The sequence below is a fragment of the Micromonospora sp. NBC_00330 genome, from assembly GCF_036136635.1.
GTDB lineage: Bacteria > Actinomycetota > Actinomycetes > Mycobacteriales > Micromonosporaceae > Micromonospora > Micromonospora salmantinae.
Window position 1 is genome coordinate 7,061,756 of the sequence record NZ_CP108012.1, and the last position, 21,125, is coordinate 7,082,880.

The 21,125-nt window shown below is 71.7% G+C and carries 13 protein-coding genes; 10 read left to right on the plus strand and 3 right to left on the minus strand.

All coding sequences use genetic code 11. The features are described 5' to 3' along the window. Positions 1–18 precede the first annotated feature (18 nt). The 3 genes from OG598_RS32320 to OG598_RS32330 all read right to left on the minus strand — a co-directional run bounded on the left by OG598_RS32320 (position 19) and on the right by OG598_RS32330 (position 2,561). Positions 19–711, minus strand: a complete 693-nt coding sequence (locus OG598_RS32320; protein WP_328652337.1) for a winged helix-turn-helix domain-containing protein — start codon at positions 709–711, stop codon at positions 19–21. A 369-nt stretch (positions 712–1,080) separates the two neighbouring features. Then, positions 1,081–1,749: a DUF305 domain-containing protein gene (locus tag OG598_RS32325; protein WP_328652338.1), complete on the minus strand. Its 669-nt coding sequence runs from the start codon at positions 1,747–1,749 to the stop codon at positions 1,081–1,083. A gap of 8 nt (positions 1,750–1,757) precedes the next feature. Further along, positions 1,758–2,561, minus strand: coding sequence for a DUF3105 domain-containing protein (locus OG598_RS32330; RefSeq protein WP_328652339.1), 804 nt, complete (start codon positions 2,559–2,561; stop codon positions 1,758–1,760). 97 nt (positions 2,562–2,658) lie between these two features. On the opposite strand from OG598_RS32330, the gene argS reads away from it, so the two are divergent. The 10 genes from argS (at position 2,659) to OG598_RS32380 (ending at position 21,102) form a co-directional block, all read left to right on the plus strand. Further along, positions 2,659–4,326: an arginine--tRNA ligase gene (argS, locus tag OG598_RS32335; RefSeq protein ID WP_328652340.1), complete on the plus strand. Its 1,668-nt coding sequence runs from the start codon at positions 2,659–2,661 to the stop codon at positions 4,324–4,326. 1 nt (position 4,327) lies between these two features. Further along, entirely contained in the window at positions 4,328–5,713 is a 1,386-nt protein-coding gene (gene lysA, locus OG598_RS32340; protein ID WP_091405932.1) for a diaminopimelate decarboxylase, read from the plus strand. 8 nt (positions 5,714–5,721) lie between these two features. Further along, positions 5,722–7,032, plus strand: coding sequence for a homoserine dehydrogenase (locus tag OG598_RS32345; RefSeq protein WP_238680642.1), 1,311 nt, complete (start codon positions 5,722–5,724; stop codon positions 7,030–7,032). Positions 7,033–7,171: 139 nt separating this feature from the next. Further along, positions 7,172–8,221 (plus strand): threonine synthase, encoded by a 1,050-nt coding sequence (thrC, locus tag OG598_RS32350; RefSeq protein ID WP_238687367.1) that lies wholly within the window; start codon positions 7,172–7,174, stop codon positions 8,219–8,221. 141 nt (positions 8,222–8,362) lie between these two features. Then, positions 8,363–11,641 carry an efflux RND transporter permease subunit gene (locus OG598_RS32355; RefSeq protein WP_328652341.1) on the plus strand — a complete coding sequence of 1,093 codons (3,279 nt, stop codon included), beginning with the start codon at positions 8,363–8,365 and terminating at the stop codon, positions 11,639–11,641. 134 nt (positions 11,642–11,775) lie between these two features. Continuing rightward, entirely contained in the window at positions 11,776–12,618 is an 843-nt protein-coding gene (locus tag OG598_RS32360) for a polysaccharide deacetylase family protein (protein WP_328652342.1), read from the plus strand. A gap of 11 nt (positions 12,619–12,629) precedes the next feature. Continuing rightward, positions 12,630–13,874, plus strand: coding sequence for an MFS transporter (locus OG598_RS32365; protein ID WP_328652343.1), 1,245 nt, complete (start codon positions 12,630–12,632; stop codon positions 13,872–13,874). Positions 13,875–13,938: 64 nt separating this feature from the next. Continuing rightward, on the plus strand, positions 13,939–14,883 hold the full coding sequence (thrB, locus tag OG598_RS32370; protein ID WP_328652344.1) for a homoserine kinase: 945 nt from the start codon (positions 13,939–13,941) through the stop codon (positions 14,881–14,883). A 297-nt stretch (positions 14,884–15,180) separates the two neighbouring features. Then, a complete protein-coding gene (rho, locus tag OG598_RS32375) occupies positions 15,181–17,427 on the plus strand; it encodes a transcription termination factor Rho (RefSeq protein ID WP_328652345.1) in 2,247 nt (748 codons plus the stop codon). A 195-nt stretch (positions 17,428–17,622) separates the two neighbouring features. Further along, entirely contained in the window at positions 17,623–21,102 is a 3,480-nt protein-coding gene (locus tag OG598_RS32380; RefSeq protein ID WP_328652346.1) for a phosphodiester glycosidase family protein, read from the plus strand. Positions 21,103–21,125: the final 23 nt, after the last annotated feature.

The window sequence follows — 21,125 nt, forward strand, 5'->3', positions numbered from 1 at the left end:
GACCGGCCCACCCGGTGCTCAGGCGGCTACCGCCCGCCCGCAGCTTGGCAGCGGGTGCAGGACGATTCGCCGAGGGAGCCGGCGCGGCCACTCGTTGCGCGGCCAGGAGCCGTCCACGATCAGGTGGACGGTGCGCTGCTCCTCGCCACTGAGGCGCAGCACGAAGTCGCGGGGGAGCGGCGGATCCACCGTCGGCGTAGTGATCATGAAGCGGACCCGACCGCGGGACGAGACAGCGGAGATCACGTCGGCGGCCGGCATCGTGCCGCGCAGCCGGACCCGGCCGATCCAGTAGACCTCCGCGAGGTGCTCCTGGGCGGCCCGGGTGATCGCCGGGTACTCGCTGCGGACCCAACGCTCGACCGCGCTGACGCAGAGCCCGCAGGCCCGCTCACGCGGCTCCCGCGGACCCAACCCCCAGGCCCGCAGGTACGCCCCGACCGCGCCGGTGTCCAGCGGCAGCTCGAAGCGCCGCTGGATGAGCGTGGTGAGGCTCTGCCGCGTCCACAACTCCTCGTCCAGGCCGAACTCGTCGGGATGGACGCCCCGCAGCGTGTCGATCAACTCGAGTTCCTGTTCGCGGCTGAGCAATCCCGGCTCGCCCTGCCGCTGTCCGCGACGGACGGCTGCCACCGCCCCGTCACCACCGATGGTGTGGCGTCGGCACCAACTGGTGACCGAACGCCGTGCGTCTCTGAGTGCAACCCCCACGTCTTGGGCAACGAGCCCGAATCGCAACTGGTCACGATATGTGGGGAGAAAACTCTCTAAGCAACGTAATCGCCTGTGCCTCGCAAAACGCCCACAAGGGATCAGAGGGACTTTCAGACCATACGCGACGGGTTCGGCGACCTTGATCGACTCGGATTCCTGGAAGTCGGGGTGTCCCGGTCGCGCGGACGGCGCGGTTTCCTGGAAGCCGAGTCGATCACGGCCGGGGCTTGCGGCTGGGCCCCGGCCGGGGGCTCGCGTCGGTGGCGGCGCGGGTCGAGCGGCGGGTGCGTTGGCCTCGGCATGGTGCGGCCCACGTCACCGCCACGGATCGGCGGGGACGCGGGCCGGGTGCGCCCGTCCGATCGGTCAGCCCTTGGCCTGCGCCTGGAGCTGCCGGAGGTTGTTCAGTTCGGTCTGCTGGGTGTTCTTCATCGTCTGTGCCACCCGCACCACCTCGGCGTTGTCGGTCGCGCCGAGCGCCGCGTCGATCATGTGGATGCCGCCCAGGTGGTGGTCGTACATCAGGGTCAGGAACTGCCTGTCGACCTCGAGGCCCTGAGCGTTGCGCAGGGCGGTCATCTGTTGCGGCGTGGCCATGCCCGGCATCAGACCGTCCTTCACGGTGGCTCCGTCGGACATCCACGACATCGGCGGCTTCGACCCGGTCGGGCTGAGGCCCCATTCGCGCAGCCAGGTCTGCATCGCGCCGATCTCGCCCTGCTGCCCGGTGGCGATGTCGACAGCGATCTGGCGCACCTCGGGGAGGGTCGCCGACCGGTACGCGATCAGGCTCATCTCCACCGCCTGCGCGTGGTGGGTCGTCATGTCCCGGGCGAAGCCCGCCTCGACCGAGGCGTCACCGGGTCGGGTGATCCGTGGGGTGAGCAGACCGCCCGCGTACCCGAGGAGGAGCCCCACCACCAGCATGATGGCGAGCGCCAGCACGCCGTAGCGCGACGCCGGGGCCCGGCCGCCCTCGTCCGGGGCGGCCGGGATCTCGTCGTACTCGCTGTCGGTGGTTGCCGGAGCGGTCATTGCCGTCCTTACTGGGTGGGCTGCTGCTGTTGCTGGAGCTCACGCGGCGTGGTGCCGGTGGCGGTGATGCCGGTGTTGCAGAGCGCCGTCGGGCCCTCGACGGAGGCGTTCACCCGCAGGTCCTTGATGAACTCGTCGATCCGCGAGTCGTCGGCGTTGTCGACCTTGAGCTGGTAGCCCCAGGCCTGCAGCGAGATCGGCTTGTCCAGGCCCTCGTACGGGCTCATCAGCGTCTTCTCGACACCGCGCACCTTGCTGGCGAGCTTGTCGACCTGGTCCTTGGGCAGGTCCGGGCGGTAGGTGACCCACACCGCGCCGTGCTCCAGGCTGTGCACCGCGTGCTCGTTGGCGATCGGGGCGTCGTACACGTCGCCCATGCAGTTCTGCCAGGCGGCGTTGTGCACCCCACCCACCGGCGGCGAGTAGTTCCAGGTCAGCGGGCCCGACTTGTGCGACTCGTACTTCAGGCTGTCCGGGTCGGACTTGCGGATGTTGCTGATGCCGTCGATGGCGTTGGCCCGCTTGTCCCACGGCTTGGAGCCCTGGAACGACGCCCAGGCGCCGTAGCCGATGATGCCGGCCGCGAGTACGCCGACCGCGACGAAGAGCGCGATCGGCCCCCACGCGCGGCCCTGGCTCACCTTGACCGGGGTGACCGGCTTGCGCGGGCCCTTGCCCCCGGCCCGGGGGGAGCCCGTCGGCTTGCCGGAAGCGGCCTTGGCGCCGGACGCCGGCCGGCCCGCGGCCGGCTTCTTGCCGGTGCTGACCACGGTCGGGCGGCGCTCAGGGCCACCCGGGGTGCTGATGCTCATCGTGCCTCGTCAAGTCGGTCGGTCAGGGGAGTGGCGGGCCGGATGACGCGCAGGGGAGCCGCCGAGTGCCCGAGTCTACCCCCGATAACATGGTTGGGTGACTCCTGCAGAACTAGCCTCGGTCGTCCTTGCCGCCGCCCACGCCGTCTTCGAGCAGCGTGGGCTCGACCGCGCCGCGTTGCCGGCGAGCACCGTGGTGGAGCGACCGCGCAACCCCGAGCACGGCGACTACGCCTCGACGCTCGCGCTGCAGTTGAGCAAGAAGGTGGGCGTCCCGCCCCGGGAGTTGGCGACGGCCCTGGCCGACGAGCTGGGCCGGGCACCGGGCGTCAAATCGGTGGAAATCGCCGGGCCGGGCTTCCTGAACATCCGGCTCGACGCCGCAGCGGCCGCTCAGCTCGCACGGGTGATCGTGGAGACCGGCGCTGAGTACGGCCGCAGCGACCGGCTCGCCGGCGAGAAGATCAACCTGGAGTTCGTCTCGGCCAACCCGACCGGGCCGGTGCACATCGGCGGGGTCCGCTGGGCGGCCGTCGGTGACGCGCTGAGCCGGCTGCTGCGGGCCACCGGCGCCGACGTCGGCACGGAGTACTACTTCAACGACGCCGGTTCGCAGATCGACCGGTTCGCCCGGTCGCTGCTCGCCGCCGCCAAGGGTGAGCCGGCGCCGGAGGACGGCTACGGCGGGGCGTACATCGCCGAGATCGCCGCCGAAGTGCAGGCCCGCCGGCCGGAGGTGCGCTCGCTCGACGACGACGCCGCCCAGGAGGTCTTCCGGGTCGAGGGCGTCGCGCTGATGTTCGACGAGATCCGCACCTCGCTGCGTGACTTCGGGGTGGAGTTCGACACCTACTTCAACGAGAAGGACCTGCACGACCGGGGTGAGCTCGACCTGGCGTTGAACCGGCTGCGCGAGCAGGGGCACCTCTACGAGTCCGAGGGCGCCACCTGGCTGCGCACCACCGACTTCGGCGACGACAAGGACCGGGTGCTGCGCAAGTCCAACGGCGAGTGGACGTACTTCGCCGCGGACTGCGCCTACTACCTGGACAAGCGCGAGCGCGGCTTCGAGCGGGTCGTGATCATGCTGGGCGCCGACCACCACGGCTACATCGGCCGGATGAAGGCGATGTCCGCCTGCTTCGGCGACGACCCGGAGCGCAACCTGGAGATCCTCATCGGGCAGCTGGTCAACCTGCTGCGCGACGGCGCGCCGATGCGGATGAGCAAGCGGGCCGGGACCGTGATCACCCTGGAGGACCTGGTCGACGCGATCGGCGTGGACGCCTCCCGGTACGCGTTGGCCCGCTACTCCAGCGACTCCCCGATCGACATCGACATCGAGCTGTGGACCCGGGCGACCCGCGACAACCCGGTCTACTACGTGCAGTACGTGGCAGCCCGGACGGCGGGCGTGGCCCGCAACGCCGCCGAGGTGGGGCTGGTTCCGGGCGACGCCGACGCGTTCCGCCCCGAGCTGCTCGACCACGAGAAGGAGAACGAGCTGCTCAAGGCGCTCGCGCAGTTCCCCGCTGTGGTGGCGACGGCCGCCGAGCTGCGGGAGCCGCACCGGGTGGCCCGCTACCTGGAGGAGAGCGTCGCCGCCTCCTACCACCGGTTCTACGACAACTGCCGGGTGCTGCCGCTGGGCGACGAGGAGATCACCGACCTGCACCGCGCTCGGCTCTGGCTCAACAACGCCACCCGCACGGTGATCGCCAACGGCCTCTACCTGCTCGGCGTCTCCGCACCCGAGAGGATGTGACATGAGGGCTCATGAGGCTGGTGCGCTGCACGCGGACATCAGCAACCAGGGGCCGGCCTGGCTGCGTGCCCCGGCCGACGTCAACGCCCTCGTGCCGGCGCTGTGGCCGCGGTCGGTGACGCGCGGCGCCGACGGCGCGGTCGCCGTCGCGGGCCTGAGCGTCCGCGACATCGCGGCCGAGTTCGGCACCCCGGTGTACGTCCTCGACGAGGCCGACCTGCGCTCGCGCTGCCGCGACTTCCGGGCGGCCTTCCCGACCGAGGACGTGTTCTACGCGGGCAAGGCGTTCCTCTGCCGGGCGGTGGTCCGGATGATCGCCGAGGAGGGGCTGCACCTGGACGTCTGCACCGGTGGCGAGCTGGCCACCGCGCTGTCGGCCGGAATGCCGCCGGAGCGGATCGGCTTCCACGGCAACAACAAGTCGGTCGCCGAGCTGGGTCGGGCGCTGGACGCCGGGGTGGGCCGGATCATCGTCGACTCGTTCACCGAGATCGACCGGCTCACCGCGCTGGCCCGTGAGCGCGGGGTCCGGCCCCGGGTGCTGGTCCGGGTCACCGTGGGCGTCGAGGCGCACACCCACGAGTTCATCGCTACCGCCCACGAGGACCAGAAGTTCGGCTTCTCGCTGGCCGGCGGCGCCGCCGCGAACGCCGCTTTCAAGATCCTCGACGAGGGCGTGCTGGAGCTGCGCGGGCTGCACTCGCACATCGGCTCACAGATCTTCGACGCCAGTGGCTTCGAGGTCTCGGCCCGGCGGGTGCTCGCCCTTCAGGCGCAGATCCGCGACGCGCGCGGGGTGGAGCTGCCCGAGCTGGACCTGGGCGGCGGCTTCGGCATCGCGTACACCACCCAGGACGACCCGGCGACCCCGCAGGATCTGGCCAAGCGGCTTCGCAAGATCGTCGATTCGGAGTGCGCGGCGGAGAACCTGGCCGTGCCGCACCTGTCGATCGAGCCGGGTCGGGCCATCGTCGGGCCGGCCGTGTTCACCCTCTACGAGGTCGGCACGGTCAAGGACCTCGACGGCCTCCGGACGTACGTCAGCGTCGACGGCGGGATGAGCGACAACATCCGCACCGCCCTCTACGACGCGTCCTATTCGGCGACGCTGGCCTCGCGGGCCTCGACGGCGCAGCCGTTGCTCGCCCGCGTGGTGGGAAAGCACTGTGAGTCCGGGGACATCGTGGTGAAGGATGAATTCCTGCCCGCCGACGTGCAGCCCGGAGATCTTGTCGCAGTGCCCGGCACCGGTGCGTACTGCCGAAGCATGGCCAGCAACTACAACCATGTGCCTCGGCCACCGGTGGTCGCGGTGCGCGACGGCCAGGCGCGCCTGATCGTCCGGCGGGAAACCGAAGAGGACCTGCTCGCATTGGATGTTGGATGACGTCACCTGTGCGCTTGGCGCTGCTCGGCTGTGGCACTGTCGGCCAGGAGGTGGTCCGGCTGCTGCACGAGCAGTCGGCCGACCTCACCGCGCGGATCGGCGCTCCGCTGGAGATCGCCGGCATCGCCGTCCGTCGGCTCGGCCGCGACCGAGGTGACCTGCCGGTCGACGAGGACCTCTTCACCACCGACGCGCTCGGCCTGATCAAGCGCGACGACGTGGACGTGGTGATCGAGGTGGTCGGCGGCATCGAACCGGCCCGGAGTTGGCTGGTCGAGGCGCTGCGCGCCGGCAAGAGCGTGGTGACCGCCAACAAGGCGCTGCTCGCCGAGGACGGCGTGGCCCTGCACGAGGCGGCGGCCGAGGGCGGCGGCGACCTCTACTACGAGGCGTCAGTGGCCGGGGCCATCCCGCTGCTGCGTCCGCTACGGGAGTCGCTGCACGGCGATCGGATCAACCGGGTCACCGGCATCGTCAACGGCACCACCAACTTCATCCTCTCCGCGATGGACGCGACCGGTGCCGGCTTCGCCGAGGCCCTCGAAGAGGCCACCGCCCTGGGGTACGCGGAGGCCGATCCGACCGCCGACGTGGAGGGCTTCGACGCGGCGGCGAAGGCGGCGATCCTCGCCTCGCTGGCGTTCCACACCCGGGTCGGCGCCGCCGACGTGCACCGCGAGGGCATCACCGAGGTGACCGCCGCGGACATGGCCAGCGCTCAGGCGATGGGCTGCACGATCAAACTGCTCTGCATCGCGGCCCGGGGTGTCGACCCCACCGGCCGCGAGACGGTCAGCGTCCGGGTGCACCCGGCGATGATCCCGCGCAGCCATCCGCTGGCCAGCGTCGGGGACGCGTTCAACGCGGTCTTCGTGGAGGCGGACGCGGCCGGGCAGTTGATGTTCTACGGTCGGGGCGCCGGCGGCGCGCCCACCGCCAGCGCGGTGCTCGGTGACGTGGTCGCGGTGTCCCGCAACCGGCTCGCCGGGGTGCGCGCGGCCAGCGAGAGCGCGTACGCGGACCTCGCGGTCCGGCCGATGGGTGAGGCGTTGACCCGCTACCACGTGAGCCTCGACGTCGCCGACCGTCCGGGTGTGCTGGCCTCGGTGGCGAGCGTGTTCGCCCGGCACGACGTGTCGATCGCGACGGTGCGGCAGGGCTCGGCGGGCGGGCCGGCGGGCCGCGACGGCGACGCCGAGCTGGTCATCGTCACGCATGTGGCACCGGACGCCGCGCTCGCCGCGACCGTCGGCGAGCTGCGCGGTCTGGACATCGTCCGGTCGGTGACCAGTGTGCTGCGGGTCGAGGGCGACGCCTGAGTCGTTGCATCATCGACGGGACGGCCCGCGCGTCCCGCCAGGTGGGTAGGCGGGGGTGTGCCATTGACCACTCCGACAGGCTGGTTCAAGGTGGCCCTGACAATCGGGTGGGCGCGGCGGTAGAGGCGAGGAGAGCGACATGTGGCGGGGTCTGATCGAGGCGTACCGGGATCGGCTGCCGGTCACCGCGGCCACGCCGGTCGTCACGCTGCACGAGGGCAACACCCCGCTGTTGCCGGCGCCGGTGCTGTCCGCCCGGCTCGGTTGCGACGTGCACCTCAAGGTGGAGGGCGCCAACCCGACCGGCTCCTTCAAGGACCGGGGGATGACCCTCGCGGTGTCCAAGGCGGTCGAGGCCGGCAACAAGGCCATCATCTGCGCCTCCACCGGCAACACCAGCGCCTCCGCCGCGGCGTACGCGGCCCGGGCCGGGTTGACCTGCGCCGTGCTGGTGCCGCAGGGCAAGATCGCGCTGGGCAAGCTGGCCCAGGCGCTGGTGCACGGCGCGAAGCTGCTCCAGGTGAACGGCAACTTCGACGACTGCCTCGCGACGGCCGCCAAACTCGCCCAGGACTACCCGGTCGCGTTGGTCAACTCGGTCAACATCGACCGGTTGCACGGCCAGAAGACCGCCGCCTTCGAGATCGTCGAGGCGCTCGGTGACGCGCCCGACATCCACTGCCTGCCGGTCGGCAACGCCGGCAACATCTCCGCGTACTGGATGGGATACGGGGAGGAGCTGGCCGCCGGCGCCACCACCCGCACCCCGAAGATGTACGGCTTCCAGGCCGCCGGTGCGGCCCCGATCGTGACCGGCCAGGTGGTGCCGGAGCCGTCCACCATCGCCACCGCGATCCGGATCGGCAACCCGGCGAGCTGGACCAAGGCACTGGATGCCCGAGACGCCTCCGGTGGCCTGATCGCGTCGGTGACCGACCGGGAGATCCTCTCCGCGTACCGTCTGCTCGCCCGTGAGGTGGGGGTCTTCGTCGAGCTGGGCAGCGCGGCCAGCGTGGCCGGCCTGTTGCAGCAGGCAGCGGCGGGCGCGGTGCCGCCCGGTTCCACTGTGGTCTGCACGGTGACCGGCCACGGGCTGAAGGACCCGGAATGGGCGATTTCCACAGCGCCGGCGCCGGTGACCATCGCGAACGACCCACTGGCCGCGGCGCGCGCCCTCGACCTGGCCTGAGCGCGCCACCGTCCGGGTGATGATCGACGGCGGGTAGCTGAGCGGCGCGACGGCCCGGGGGCGGCGGGGGTCGAGGTATGCGAGTCCGGCACACTTTCGGGTATCCCCGCCCGCATTCTCGTTCAGGAGTGAGCCAGGCCGATGTCGCTGCTCGCCAGATTCAGCCTCGCCAACCGAGGGCTGATTGCCCTCATCGCGGTGGTGACCACGGTGTTCGGAGTGTTCGCCGTGCCGTCGCTGAAGCAGCAACTGCTGCCGTCGCTCGAGTTCCCGGCCGCGTTCATCGTGGCTCCCTACCCCGGCGCCGGCCCCGAGATCGTCGAGTCGCAGGTGACCGAGCCGATCGAGAACGCCCTCCAGGGCATCCCGGGTCTGGACCAGGTCACCTCCACCTCCCGCGAGGGGGCGGCCACCGTCCAGGTGACGTACGAGTTCGGCACCGACCTCGACGACGTGGTCAACAAGATGCAGACCGCGTTGAGTCGGATCGACGCCCAGCTGCCGGAGGGCGTCGACCCGCAGGTCATCGCGGGTAGCACCGACGACCTGCCGGCGGTGGTGCTGGCCGCGGCCGGCACTGCGGACGAGCGGGCGCTCGCCGAGAAGCTGCGCGCGACAGTGGTGCCGGAGCTGGAGGGCATCGAGGGGGTACGCACTGTCGAGGTGACCGGCACCCGCGACGACGTCGTGGTGGTCACCCCGGACCCGGCGAAGCTGGCCGCCGCGAAGATCCAGCCGACGGCGATCGGCGCGGCGCTGAAGACCAACGGCGTGGCGGTTCCGGCCGGCGCGGTGACCGACGGCGCGTTGGCCCTCCCGGTGCAGGTCGGCACGCCGATCTCCACCCTGGAGGACCTGCGCGGCATCGTGGTCGCCCCGGCCGCGGCACCCGTTCGCCTCGGTGACGTGGCGACTGTCGAGCAGCAGCTCGCCCCGGCCACGGCGATCACCCGGACCAACGGCAAGGACAGCCTCGGTATCGCGGTCACCGCGGCGCCGGACGGCAACGCCGTGGAGATCTCGCACGAGATCCGGGATCGGCTCGACGACCTGAAGGACGCCTCCGGCGCGGAGCTGACAGTGGTCTTCGACCAGGCGCCGTTCGTCGAGAAGTCGATCGAGTCGCTGACCACCGAGGGTCTGCTGGGCCTGGTGATGGCGGTCATCGTCATCCTGGTCTTCCTGCTTTCGGTGCGCTCGACGGTGGTCACCGCGGTCTCCATCCCGCTCTCCGTGCTGGTGGCACTGATCGCCCTGTGGATCGGTGACTACTCGCTCAACCTGCTCACCCTCGGCGCGTTGACCATCGCGGTCGGTCGGGTGGTCGACGACTCGATCGTGGTGTTGGAGAACATCAAACGACACCTGGAGTACGGCGAGGAGAAACGGCACGCCATCATCACCGGCGTCCGGGAGGTCGCCGGTGCGGTGACCGCGTCCACCCTCACCACGGTGGCGGTGTTCGCGCCGATCGCGCTGGTCGGCGGGTTCGTGGGCCAGCTCTTCGCGCCGTTCGCGATCACCGTGACGGTGGCCCTGCTCGCCTCGCTGCTGGTGTCGCTGACAGTGATCCCGGTCCTCGCGTACTGGTTCCTCAAGCCGCGCGGCGGCACCGCTGACGACGAGGCGATACGGCACGCCGCGGAGGAGAAGGAGCTGCGCAGCCCGTTGCAGCGGGCGTACCTGCCCGTCATCGGGTTCGCCACCCGCAAGCGGTCGACCCGTTGGATCACCGTCGGGCTGGGCCTGCTGGTGCTCTTCGGCACCTTCGGTCTGGCGCAGAAGTTGGAGACCAACTTCCTGGACGACTCCGGCCAGGACACCCTCAACATGAGCCAGGAGCTGCCGGCCGGCAGTGGTCTGGCGGCCACCGACGCGGCGGCCAAGCAGGTCGAGTCGGTGCTGTCCCGCACCGACGGCGTCGAGACGTACCAGGTCACCGCGGGCGGTGGCGACAACCCGTGGGCGGGCGGCGGCGGCAACAACGTCGCCAGCTGGTCGCTGGCGCTCGACGGTGACACCGACGCGAAGCAGATGCGTGAGGTGCTGCGCAAGGAGTTCGACAAGCTCGGCGCCGGTGTGGGCGAGATCAGCTTCGGTGGCGGGCAGGAGGCGTCGACCAGCCAGCTGGAGGTGATCGTCCAGGCCAGCGACCCGGAGGCGCTGACTCGGGCCGCCGAGGAGGCGCGGGCCGCGATGGCCGGCGTCCCGGACGTCGAGGACGTCTCCACCAGCCTGGCCGCGCGGGTGCCGCGGGTCGACGTGGTGGTCGACCGGGTCGCCGCGGGTCGTGTCGGGCTCACCGAGGCCGCCGTGGGGCAGCTCGTGTCGCAGGCGTTCCGGGGAGCGCCGCTGGGTCAGGTAGCGCTCGACGGCCAGCAGCAGAACGTGGTGCTGCGGTTGGGCACGCAGCCGCCGACGACGGTGGAGCAGCTGCGGGCACTGCCGGTTGGCCCGGTGAAGCTGGGCGACATCGCGCAGGTCACCCAGGGCGAAGGCCCGCAGCAGGTCACCCGGATCGACGGTGAGCGCAGCGTGTCGGTGACCGGCGCGGCGACCGGCTCGAACCTGGGCGCGACCAGCCAGGAGCTGCAGAAGCGGCTGGACGGCATCAACGTGCCGGGTGCCAGTTTCACCATCGGTGGTGTCAGCGCGGATCAGGCGGACGCCTTCGCGGACCTGGGCCTGGCGGTGCTGGCCGCGATCGCCATCGTCTTCCTGATCATGGTGGCCACGTTCCGCAGCCTCACCCAGGCGCTGATCCTGCTGATCTCCATCCCGTTCGCGGCGACCGGTGCGATCGGTCTGCTGTTGGTCACCGGGACGCCGCTCGGTGTGCCGGCGCTGATCGGTGTGCTGATGCTGGTCGGCATCGTGGTGACCAACGCGATCGTGTTGCTCGACCTGATCAACCAGTACCGGGCGCAGGGCATGGGGGTCCGGGAGGCGGTGGTCGAAGGTGGCCGTCGCCGGCTTCGCCCGATCCTGATGACGGCGGTCGCGACCATCTTCGCGCTGCTGCCGATGGCGTTCGGGTTGACCGGTGAGGGCGGCTTCATCTCTCAGCCGCTGGCGGTCGTGGTGATCGGTGGTCTGCTCAGCTCGACGCTGCTCACGCTGATCCTGGTGCCGACGCTGTACACGATGGTGGAGCACACCAAGGAGTCGCTGCGGGGTCGGCGCGCACGGCGGCGCTCCGGAGGGTCGGCGGTGACCACGACGGAGACCGACGAGGTGCCAGCGCCGAATCAGGTAGCGGTGCCGAGCGGCGCGCCCGCCCCGGTAGCGGCCGAGGGTGTGCAACCGGCCGGGCGACCCGCGCCGTCGGCCGCGTTGGTGGAGGGCACGGACCAGTTCGAGGTGCTGCGGCTGCCGCGTAGCCGTACCTCGCCGCTGCCTCCGGCGGAGCCGACCGAGTAGGTCGCAGCGCGTTTCGGAACGCCCCCGGCGGATTTTCGCCGGGGGCGTTTCAGGTTCATTCGACCGAGAACACTCCGACTCGCCCACCCCATGCTTTGTGTAACTTCTTGCATACTCCTCGTAGACGAGTGGGGGTGTGGGTGAAGCGGGGCGGGCGGATGGCCGAGGGCGCGAGCGGGTGGGGGCGGCGCGATCTGCTGCGCCGTGGCCTGTTGGTGGCGGGCGGTGTGGCCATCGGCGCGGGGACGTCCGAGGCGTGGTGGATCACCCATCGTCGGATGCCGATCGCCGGCGGCCCCGCCAGCACCACCCTCGGTAACGGCCAGCAGGATGTCAGCTCCGGCGCGCTGGAGGTCGTCTGGTCCGGGCGGACCAACCAGCGCCTGGTGGCCCTCACCTTCGACGACGGCCCCGCACCACAGTGGACTCCCATGGTGCTCGACACCCTGGCCCAGCACCGGGTTCCGGCCACCTTCTTCATGGTCGGGGCGCAGGTCCGCCGGCACGCCGACGTCGTCCGCGACCGGCTCGCCGGGCACGAGGTGGGAAACCACAGCTGGGAGCATCGGGACCTGGCCGAACTGAACGCCGCCGAGGCGTACGACGACCTGCGCCGCAGCCACGACGCGATCGCTGACCTGACCGGGGTGCCGCCGACGATCCTCCGCCCGCCGTACGGCCACCTGGGCGGGGCGGTGCTGCACGCGGCGGCCCGGCTGGACTATCGGCTGGTGCTCTGGTCGTTGCAGATGGTGGAGCGCGAGTTCCCCGACGATCCGGCCGGTCACGCCCGACGGATCGTGGCCGAGGTCCGACCGGGAACGATAGTGCTCGGCCACGATGTGGGTGCGCGCCGGCGGCTGGTCGCACTGCGGGGCCTGACCGACATGATCAACGGGCTGCGGTCGCGCGGCTACACCTTCGTCACGGTCTCGGCGCTGCTGGGAGCGGGTATGGCTTCGACGACGACCAGGTAGGGTCGCGCTCCGTGGCATCCACCCTCTCGGTTCTGACCGGCAATCGGAGCTTCCGCAACCTGTTCCTCGCCGAGCTGGTGGTCTTCGGCGCCGACTGGTTCGTCATGGTGCCGCTGCTGGTGCTGCTGCCGCACCTGACCGGCAGCGGCGTGTGGGGCGCGCTGGTGTTGGCGGTGGACACCGGCATCGTGGCGTTGCTGCTGCCGTACACCGGCACGATCGCCGACCGCTTCGATCGCCGGAAGATCATGATCGCCGCGAACGTGGCCGCGCTGGCGGGCGTGTTGCTGCTGCTCGGAGTGCGGAACGCCGGAACGGCGTGGCTGGCGCTGGTCGCGATCGGTGTGGTGGCGGTCGCCAAGGCGTTCTACTCGCCGGCCGCCCAGGCCGCGCTGCCCAACGTGCTGGAGCCGCACGAACTCGCCGCGGGCAACGCCGTCGCCGGCTCGGCCTGGGGCACCATGACAGTGGTCGGCGCCTCGCTCGGCGGCGTGCTCAGCACCGCTGCCGGCCCGTACGTCTGCTTCTGGGTGGCGGCGGCGGGCCTCGCGGTGGCCGCGACCCTCGCCACCCGCATCCGCCGGCCGTTGCAGGCGCCCCGCGACGCTGACCAACCGGCCCAGCGGACCTGGTCGGCGGTCCGCGAGGCGCTCGGCTACATCGGTCACCGCCCCCGGGTGCTCGCACTGGTCACTGTCAAGTCCGCGGTGGGCCTCGGCAACGGCGTGCTGACCGTGTTTCCGCTGCTGGCCGGCGTGTACGGTGTCGGCTCGCTCGGCGCCGGCCTGCTCTTCGCGGTACGCGGCGCGGGAGCGTTGGTGGGGCCAATCCTGATGCGCCGGGTGTTGACCAACCGGGCCTGGCTGCTGCCCGGGCTCGCGCTGTCCATGTCGCTCTACGGCCTGTCCTACCTGGGCACCTCGGTGGTGCGATGGTTCCCGCTGGTGCTGTTGCTGGTCTTCGTGGCGCACTTCGCGGGCGGCAGCAACTGGGTGATGTCGAACTTCGCCCTTCAGGGTGAGGTTCCGGACCGGTTGCGGGGCCGCGTCTTCGCCACCGACATGATGCTGGCGACGCTGGCGATCTCGGTGAGTCAACTGGCGGTGGCCCTGGTGGTGGACTCGGTCGACGAACGGGTGGTGCTCGCCGGCTGCGGTCTGATCACCCTCGTGTACGCGGTCGGCTGGCGGATCGCCACCCGCCGGCTGTCGCTCACCGATCCGGCCGTCGAGCCGGTCCCGGACCCGGCCGGCTGAACTCGGCGATCCCAGGCAGCGGGCGCGGGACCGGTTCGTCGGTCCCGAGCCCTAGCATGAGCGCGTGCCGACGAACTTCACCGCCGAGCCGGTCCGGGTCCGCGTCCCGGCGACCAGCGCCAACCTGGGCCCGGGCTTCGACGCGCTGGGTCTCGCCCTCGGGCTCTACGACGACGTGGCCGCCGAGGTCGCCTCGGGTGGTGTCCGGGTGACAGTGACCGGGCAGGGCGCCGGTGAGCTGCCCGACGACGACCGGCACCTCGTGGTGCGAGCCATGCGCGCCGCGTTCGACGTGCTCGGAGCCCACCCGGCGGGGCTGAGCGTGGAGTGCGTCAACCGGATCCCCCAAGCACGTGGGCTGGGCTCCTCGTCCGCCGCGATCGTCGCCGGAGTGCTGTTGGCCCGTGCCCTGGTCGTCGATGGGGAGCGCCGCCTCGACGACGCCGGCGCGCTGCGACTGGCCGCCGAGATCGAGGGCCACCCTGACAATGTGGCGCCGTGCCTGCTCGGCGGTTTCACAGTGGCCTGGTCCGAGCCGGAAGGCGCCCGGGCGGTCTCCCTGCCGGTCGCCGCAGCGGTGCGGCCCACTGTTTTCGTCCCCGCGGAACGCGGTTTGACCGCGACCGCGCGGGCCGCTCTGCCGGCAACCGTGCCGCACTGTGACGCCGCGTTGACCGCCGGGCGGGCAGCGCTGCTGGTGCACGCGCTCACCACGGACCCGACCCTGCTGCTGCCGGCCACCGTCGACCGGCTCCACCAGGATTACCGCGCCGCCGGGATGCCAGGCACGTCTGCCCTGGTCAGCGCGTTGCGAGCGGCCGATGTGGCAGCTGTGGTCAGTGGGGCGGGGCCGACTGTACTGGCGCTCAACCAGCCTCCAGCGGGCTTCCCAGTGGGAACAGACTGGGAGATCTGGCAGTTACCGATAGACGTCAGCGGCGCACGGGTCGCCCGGGGTAGACTTGGACACGCCGAGCGGGACCCTGTTGCCGCAGGTCGGAAGAGTTGATTACGCTCTAGACCTAGCACAGCCGCGAAGCACGCGATCTCCTGCGGGGCGGCGCACCCCCGAAGCTCTCGGCGGTCAGCCCGTCTACCCCTGCCAAAGGCCCACGCCGCACCGCAGTTTCCACAGGTCGCCGCAGACGGCGAGACCTGCTCACCGACGTTGGTGAGTCGGGATACCGACCGGCTGCTGTGTCACAGACTCCCGCGACGCGTCCTTGCGAGGCGGGTGCACCGAGGCCGCCCGGCCACCTGAGCTCCGACTCCGGGCAGTCCCGGCCTTATCGAGGGAAGGAATCCATTGAGCGACACCACCGACGTGACGTCGGATGTTTCCAACGTCGCTGGCGATGCCACCGCAGCCGCTCCCGCCCGTCGTCGGCGTAGCGGCACCGGTCTGTCGGCGATGCTGCTGCCAGAGCTGCAGAGCCTGGCTGCGTCGCTCGGCATCTCCGGCACGGCTCGCATGCGCAAGGGCGAGCTGATCGCCGCGATTTCCGAGCGGCAGGGCGGCAACGCCGCCGGGACCCCTCGACCACGGGCCGAGGTCGCGGCCGCGGCCGCCCCGACCCGTGAGGGAGTGCGCGCCGAGGTGCGGGAGACCGCCGACCGGCCGGCAGCCGAAGGACGCGGTGCCGAGCAGGCGCCGGCCGAGCCGGCCGCCGAGACCGAGGGCCGTAGCCGCACCCGGCGGAGCCGGACCGCAACTGCGGAGACCCGTACCATCGAGGCTCGCCCCGCTGAGGCTCGGGCGACTGAGGCTCGGGCGACTGAGGCTCGGGCGACTGAGGCTCGGGCGACTGAGGCTCGGGCGACCGAGACGCGTACCGACGAGGCGGATGCCGGCGAGCGGGCCGACCGTGGCGAGAACCGCCGCGACCGGGCCGAGCGTCCGGAGCGTGGCGAGCGTGCCGACCGGGGCGAGCGTGCCGAGCGGGGCGAGCGTGGCGAGCGTGCCGAGCGGGGCGAGCGTGCCGAGCGGGGCGAGCGTGCCGAGCGGGGCGAGCGTGCCGACCGGGGCGAGCGGACCGAGCGTGCCGACCGGGGCGAGCGGACCGAGCGTGCCGATCGTGGCGAGCGTGCCGATCGTGGCGAGCGTGCCGACCGGGGCGAGCGGACCGAGCGGACCGACCGGGGCGAGCGGACCGACCGGACCGAGCGCAACGACCGGGGCGAGCGTGCCGATCGTGGCGAACGTGCCGAGCGCAACGACCGACCCGACCGCGGTGACCGCAACGACCGCAACGACCGTGGTCAGCGTGTCGAGCGGGACGGCGACGACGACGACGAGGGTGGCGGCCGGCGCGGCCGGCGCAGCCGTTTCCGGGACCGTCGCCGCGGGCGCGGCGAGCGCACCGAGACCGGTGCCGACACCGGCGGGCGTGAGCCGCAGGTCAACGAGGACGACGTGCTCGTCCCGGTGGCCGGCATCATCGACGTGCTCGACAACTACGCCTTCGTGCGGACGACCGGTTACCTGGCCGGCCCGAACGACGTGTACGTCTCGATGTCCCAGATCAAGAAGTACGGCCTGCGCCGCGGTGACGCGATCACCGGTGCGGTGCGGGCGGCCCGAGAGGGCGGCAACAGCGGCGACCAGCGGCGCGACAAGTACAACCCGCTGATGCGGCTGGACACGATCAACGGGATGGAGCCTGAGGAGGCCCGGCGTCGTCCGGAGTTCTACAAGCTCACCCCGCTCTACCCGCAGGAGCGCCTGCGGCTGGAGACCGAGCCGCACATCCTGACCACCCGGGTCATCGACCTGGTCATGCCGATCGGCAAGGGCCAGCGGGCACTCATCCAGTCTCCGCCCAAGGCGGGTAAGACGATGGTGCTGCAGGCGATCGCGAACGCGATCACCCGCAACAACCCGGAGTGCCACCTGATGGTGGTGCTGGTGGACGAGCGGCCTGAAGAGGTCACCGACATGCAGCGGTCGATCAAGGGCGAGGTCATCGCGGCCACGTTCGACCGTCCGCCGCAGGACCACACCACGGTGGCGGAGTTGGCCATCGAGCGGGCCAAGCGCCTCGTCGAGCTCGGACACGACGTCGTCGTGCTGCTCGACTCGGTGACCCGGCTCGGTCGGTCGTACAACCTGGCGGCGCCGGCCAGCGGCCGGATCATGTCGGGTGGTATCGACTCCACAGCGCTCTACCCGCCGAAGCGCTTCCTCGGCGCGGCCCGCAACATCGAGAACGGCGGGTCGCTGACCATCATCGCCACGGCGCTGGTGGAGACCGGGTCCATGGCGGACACGGTCATCTTCGAGGAGTTCAAGGGCACCGGCAACGCCGAGTTGAAGCTGGACCGGAAGATCGCCGACAAGCGGACCTTCCCGGCCATCGACATCAACCCGTCCGGTACGCGTAAGGAAGAGGTCCTGCTCGCACCGGAAGAGTTGGCCATCATCCACAAGCTCCGGAAGGTGCTGCACTCGCTGGACTCGCAGGCCGCGATGGATCTCCTGCTGGACCGGCTCAAGCAGTCCCGCACGAACATCGAGTTCCTGATGCAGATCGCGAAGTCGACGCCGGGGGAGTAACCATCCCCGGGTGACGACGAAGGGGCACGGCCATCGCGGCCGTGCCCCTTCGTCATGCCCCCGGCCCGACACCCGCAGTCGGCGGGAGGCACAGCGGGCGGGAGATGACGCCCGCGCCGTGAGTTGATGGAATTTTCCTTCGGTTTAGTCGACAGGTATTGAAACTTCTATTCAGTGCCGGGTTGACTGTCGTCCATGCGTACACGCAGACGATCCGCCCGCCGCACCGGCGTCCTGCTGCTGACGCCGCTGCTCGCCCTGGCCCTGTCGCCGCCGGCCACCGCCGCACCCACCATCGCCCCGCCCACAGTGGCCTCACTCACCATCGCCGAGGACGCGCCGCCCGCGTCCTCCGGCCCGGCCGGCTCGGTCAGCCTGGCCGCCACCCCGACAGTCGCTACCGCCCCGACCGCCGACGCCGGTGGTCTGGAGCCGGCCGGCGGGCTGGAGACCACCACTGCCACCCGGCCGGTCGCGCCGGGCGTGCAGCTGACGTCCTTCGACAGGTACGACGCCGAGGGCTGGCTGCGCGCCGACGCGCTCACCACAGACCTGGCCGGCGGCTCCACCGTCGACTACGTCAACTCGGGCGCGGTCAGCCGGGCCGAGCCGCTGCGAAGGGCGGTGGACCAGTCGCACGCTGTCGCCGCTGTCAACGGCGACTTCTTCGACATCAACAACTCCGGCGCCGCCCAGGGCGTCGGCGTCCGCGACGGTGAGCTGATCCAGTCGGGGGTCAGCGGTCACCGCAACGCGGTGGCGGTCACCACGAACGGGCTCGGGCGGGTGATCGAGGTGAACTTCGACGGCAGCGCCACCCTGCCCACCGGGCCGGTCCCGCTGACCCAGTTCAACAACATGGTGCAGGCCGACGGCATCGGCGCCTTCACCGAGCTGTGGGGGACGTACTCCCGGCAGCGTGCCGTCGAGGGCGCGGCCCGGGTGGTCGAGGTCACAGTGACCGGCGGTCGGGTGGCCGCTGTGGGAAGCGTGGCCGGCAGCGGCCCGATCGTCGCGGGCAGCACCGTGCTGCTCGGCCGCGACCTCGGCGCGGACGCGCTGGCCGGCCTGCGCCCCGGTGACCCGGTGGCGGTGGCCTGGCGGCCGAAGCCCTCCGACGGCAGCACCCTGCACGCGGCGGTCGGAGGCGGCAACGTCCTGGTCCGCGACGGCGTCGTGCAGAGCATCGCCGACCCGACCCTCGCCCCCCGCACCGCCGTCGGGTTCAGCGCCGACGGTCGCAAGATGATCATGCTGACGGTGGACGGCCGTCAGGTCGACAGCCGCGGCGTGACGCAGACCGAGATGGGCCGGATGATGGCCGAGCTGGGCGCCCACCACGCGCTCAACCTTGATGGTGGAGGATCGTCGACGCTGCTGGCCCGGGAGCCGGGCGCACCCGCCGTGCAGCTGGAGAACGGCCCCTCCGACGGCAGTGAGCGGGCCGTGCCCAACGGCCTGGCCATCTACGCGCCGAAGGGCAGCGGGCGACTCGCCGGCTACTGGGTCGAGACGGCCAGCGACCCCACCGCCGCCCCGGGCGTCTCACCGGTGCGAGGTGGGCGGCCCGACCGGGTCTTCCCGGGGCTGACCCGCACCCTCACCGCGTCCGGCTACGACGAGACGTACGGCCCGGCGGCCGGCGCCCCCACCTGGCGGGCGACCCCGGCGGTACGCGGCCATGTCGGCCGTGACGGCGTGTTCCGCGCCGGCGCGCCGGGGGCCAGCACGGTCACCGCCGCACGGGGCAGGGTCACCGGCTCGCTGAACCTCACAGTGCTCGGCCCGCTGGCTCGGATCGGCACCACCACGCCGCGGGTCGGGCTGACCGGCCGGGACGGTAACGCCCTGGTGGGCGTGGTCGGGTACGACGCCGAAGGCAACACCGCGCCGATCGAGCCGGCCGACCTCACAGTCGACTACGACCGGGACCTGCTGCGGATCACCCCCACCAGGGACGGCAACCTGTCCATCGCCGCGTTGCGGGACACCGGCGCGGGCCTGGTGACCGTTCACGTCGGACGCACGAGCGCTGTCCTGCCGGTCACCGTCGGGCTGACCGACGTGCCGGTAGCCGGTTTCGACGACGCCGCGTCCTGGCGGTTCAGCCAGGCCCGTGCCAGCGGTTCGGTGGCGCCGGCGCCCGGGCACACCGGCACCGGCCTGCGAATGTCGTACGACTTCAGCCAGTCCACCGGCACGCGGGCCGCGTACGCCGATCCGCCGGCCTGGATCGAGGTGCCCGGTCAGCCGCAGGCCTTCGGGATGTGGATCCACGGCAACGGCAGCGGGGAGTGGCCGAGCCTGCACCTGCACGACGCCCAGGACACCCAGCACGTGCTGCGTGGCCCACTGATCACCTGGACCGGCTGGCGGTACGTGGAGTTCGCGGTGCCGGCCGGGGTGCAGTACCCGGTGCGGGTACGCCGCTTCTACGTGGCCGAGACGAACGCCGCGGCGCAGTACTCCAGCGAGGTGATCATCGACGACCTGGTGGCGAAGGTGCCCCCGACCGTCGACGTGCCGGAGGTGGCCCCGCGTACCGATCGGGTGGTGGTCCGCGACCGCACTGTGGACGGCGCGCCGTGGCGGTTCGCGGTGCTCTCCGACGCCCAGTTCGTCGCCGCCGACCCGGACAGCGACCTGGTCGCCCAGGCCCGGCGGACGTTGCGCGAGGTGCGGGCGGCCCGGCCGGACTTCCTCCTGATCAACGGTGACTTCGTGGACACCGCCTACCCGGCGGACTTCGCGCTGGCCCGGCGGATTCTCGACGAGGAGTTGGGCGACGCGCTGCCCTGGTACTACGTGCCCGGCAACCACGAGATCATGGGCGCGCCGATCAGCAATTTCGCTGCCGCGTTCGGTGCCACCTCCCGGGTGTTCGACCACAACGGCACCCGGTTCGTCACGCTGAACTCGTCCACCGGGACGCTGCGCGGCGGCGGCTTCGACCAGGTACGGATGCTCCGCGAGACGCTGGACGCGGCGGCCACCGACCGGCGCGTGGGTTCGGTAGTCGTCCTGCACCACCACCCGCCGCGTGACCCGAGCCCGGCGCAGGCCAGCCAGCTCGGCGACCGCAAGGAGGCGGCGCTGCTGGAGCAGTGGCTGGCCGACTTCCAGCACCGCACCGGCAAGGGCGCGCTGTTCGTGGGCGGGCACGTCGGCACCTTCCACGCCGATCGGGTGGACGGGGTGCCGTACGTGATCAACGGCAATGCGGGCAAGACGCCGTCCACCCCCGCCGACCAGGGCGGCTTCACCGGTTGGACGGAGTTCGGCGTGGACCCGGTGACCCCGGCCGAGGCCGACCGGGCCCGCCGTGACCCGCTCGCCGAGGGCCCGCGCTGGGTGGACGCGGAGTTCCACGCGCACACCGACCGCCTCACGGTGACCGCCCCGGCCAGCGTCGCGGTCGGCACCACCGCGGCGGTCACCGCCACGCTGACCCAGCCCGGCGGGCGTACGGTCCCGGTGGTCGCACCGGTCAGCGCCGACTGGTCGGCCTCGCCGGGAGTGCACGTCGGCTCGGCGGCCGGGGTGCGTCCCTGGCACACCGCCCGGTTCGACCCGGCCACCGGCGCCCTGACGGCACTGCGGCCCGGCGCGCCGATACGCCTTACGGTCGAGGTCAACGGCGCCCGTGCCGAGGCCACCATCACCGTCACCGGGTGAACTGTCCGGACGGGCCCTCATGC